This window comes from Ensifer sp. 4252, assembly GCF_050434565.1.
Taxonomy (GTDB): Bacteria; Pseudomonadota; Alphaproteobacteria; order Rhizobiales; family Rhizobiaceae; genus Ensifer.
Window position 1 is genome coordinate 1 of the sequence record NZ_JBNDIU010000069.1, and the last position, 2,624, is coordinate 2,624.

Here is a 2,624-nt window from a genome sequence, read left to right on the forward strand (position 1 = left end):
TACAATCCTGTTTCATAATGCCCATCTTTCTATGTTGTTGAAGAGAATAAGGTTTCCTGATCTGGATGCGATCCTGTGGGGTGTCGAGGGTTTTGCCGGGCACGATCGAGGATCTGACGTGCTTGTGGAGTCGCGAGTCTTGAACGGCTGAAGATCCATGGGCCATCGGGTAGCGGATGAGTCCCCTCGATCTCGCCGGCCTCGGCCGCCAGACGTAGCGTCTTTGGTGTTATCCCGAGTAACTTCGCCGCACCGCCCAGATTAAGCCACGGCTCGACCCCGTCGATCTGGGGACGGAAGACCGGAATCTTGCGATATGACCTCAGCGCAGTAACCCGCTCCCGTGTCCAGCGATTACCATTGCCGGTCGTCAGTCCATTGCGATTGAGGACACCGGCAATCACATCGTCATTGGCAATAAGGACGAGCTGTCGCACAGCGTCGACAATGTCGTCAGGCGTCGCGTTTCTTTGCCCGCGGCGCCGCTTCGGCAGGCGCAGCTCGGTATGGACGCCACCAACCCAATGAATGACGAGGACGATCTCAGAGGTTCCATCATCGAGATCGGCAACCACTTCATTGATGAGCGTGCGCACGATGCGCTTCTTCAGCCTTGCATCGGTTGTCGGCGCCGTCCAGACGGCGCGGAGGTTCCCCGCAAGTGCGGCTACCTGGGAGGCGGACATGGGGAACGGTTGCGGCGTAATTGTCCGATGTTTGGCAATCTTGGCCTCGATCTCGCCGACGCGAGCGAGCGCCTTGTTCCAACGTACTTCGAGCTCCGACGTCACCAGCCTATTGTCCGGATCGGCCGCGTCGTATTGCCGGAATGCCCGGTCGGCGACATAGCGCGCTGCCTCGAGGTCGCGCAGCAGGGCATCCTGAACCTGGTCGCGTTGGCTGGCCAAATTACGTTCCGCCTCGATGGCGGCGGCAATGGCTCCCGGTTCCACCACCCCGAGCAGCGCCTCTTCGATCGCGTCATCGACCCGCATACCGCCGAAGGCAATGCAGCGGGGCTCGCCATTATCGAGTAGACCCCGCCAGCAGGAATAGCGCGGAATGTTATGCTTGCTTCCGGTGTACCGGACCGTCAGCTTCCGACCGCACCTCTTGCAACGGAAAAGGCCGGCAAGCAGAGCGTCACCATGTTTCGGCGCTCCGTGATGGCGGCTAGCCGGCATATTGTCGCTGACCATCTTGCGGATCTCCTCCGCCCGTTCCCAACTGACGTAACCTTCGTGTGCATCCGGGATCAGCGCCAACCATTCATCACGCGTCTTGCGACGAATTCCAGATCGGCCATCGTATCGGGGCACGGAGCGACTCTTACCATAAGCGTAGGCGCCACCGTAGATCGGGTTCGCAATCATCCGGTGGATGGTGGCATAATTTGGCCTGCGCCAGATGACGTCACCATTGGCGTACCTGACCGGCAGGTCCAGCCCCTGCTCGAGGAACCATAGCAGAGCCTGCCGCGCACTGCCGAGTTCGGCAACCTTGTTAAAGACGAGTGCAATGGCTTGCTGGATGCGTCGGTCGGGATCCTTCTCGATCCTGTCACCGGCCTTCACGAAGCCGACCGGAACAGTGACGACGAGTTCACCGCGGCGAGCCTTTTCATAGCGGGCGGAAAGGGAACGCTGACGCAATAGATCGAGCTCATACTCGTTGAGGCTGCCCTTCAAACCCAAGAGCAGGCGGTCGTTGCCCTGGCGGGGCGCATAAACCGCTTCCTGGTCGACCAGAACGGTATCGACAACACGGCACATCTCGATGAGTTGCTGCCAGTCCCGGCTGTTGCGGGCGAAGCGCGATACCTCACGCGCGGCCACGGCGCCAACCTTGCCGAGACAGACTTCCGCCACCATCCGGTCAAATCCAGCACGGGTCACGCCGCCGGCGGCAGAACGACCGAGATCCTCGTCTACGGTCTCAATGTGCGACCATCCAAGCGCTGCCAGTCGGTCGCGCATGGCGTACTGGAGGGCGCTGCTTTCGCGATTGTGCAGAACCTGGTGAGCCGAGGATTGTCGAACATAGAGGATGGCCTTCCGCTCCAGATGATGCGGCCCGATCTTCTCATGCATCATGACCGGCCTCCTTCTGCTGGGAGGCGCGCCCGCAGTGTGCGTGATTGACGAACAGCCGCACGATGAGCACCGTCAGCGCTTGGCGCGTCTCCTCTGGCAACTCCGGCCATTGCGGCGTCCCTGCCGTCTTCCCCCGCTGCGGGGCCGAGAACAGATCGAACTGGTATGGCATGGACTGGCGAGGCATGGACATCTCTCCGATTCGTTTCGTGAGAGACCAATGCTGCGCCCATTACCGCAGATTGCGATGAAGCATCGGCGCCTTCCAGTAACTTTGCCAAAGCATGCAGGCTTGCGAGATCGACGTGCGGAACCGGCAGGCTGCGCCAATATCCGCTCACGGAGCGGTCGAACATCCACGACGGGACTTCAAGAAGTCGATCAGAGGAAGCACCAGAAAGGCTGCAACGGAAAATATGCGTCCCTTTGGCGAGCGCCCCATGGACGTGAACGAGCCGCCCGGACCAGGGATGCCACGGATACAAGAGCTCACGAATCTCGGTCCCGTGGGTGTTCTGTCGTCGTGTTGTA

General features: G+C 60.6%; 2 protein-coding genes. Both read right to left on the bottom strand.

The features are described from left to right. Positions 1–29: 29 nt before the first annotated feature. Positions 30–2,093: a recombinase family protein gene (locus tag ABIE33_RS36125; protein WP_429133934.1), complete on the bottom strand. Its 2,064-nt coding sequence runs from the start codon at positions 2,091–2,093 to the stop codon at positions 30–32. Continuing rightward, on the bottom strand, positions 2,083–2,280 hold the full coding sequence (locus tag ABIE33_RS36130) for a hypothetical protein (RefSeq protein ID WP_429133936.1): 198 nt from the start codon (positions 2,278–2,280) through the stop codon (positions 2,083–2,085). Before ABIE33_RS36130 ends, ABIE33_RS36125 begins: the two co-directional genes overlap by 11 nt. Between the last annotated feature and the right edge of the window lie 344 nt (positions 2,281–2,624).

Bases quoted from the DNA above. Each gene is read 5' to 3' on its own strand.
- ABIE33_RS36125 (WP_429133934.1), bottom strand. From the start codon at position 2,093: ATGATGCATGAGAAGATCGGGCCGCATCATCTGGAGCGGAAGGCCATC.
- ABIE33_RS36130 (WP_429133936.1), bottom strand. From the start codon at position 2,280: ATGCCTCGCCAGTCCATGCCATACCAGTTCGATCTGTTCTCGGCCCCG.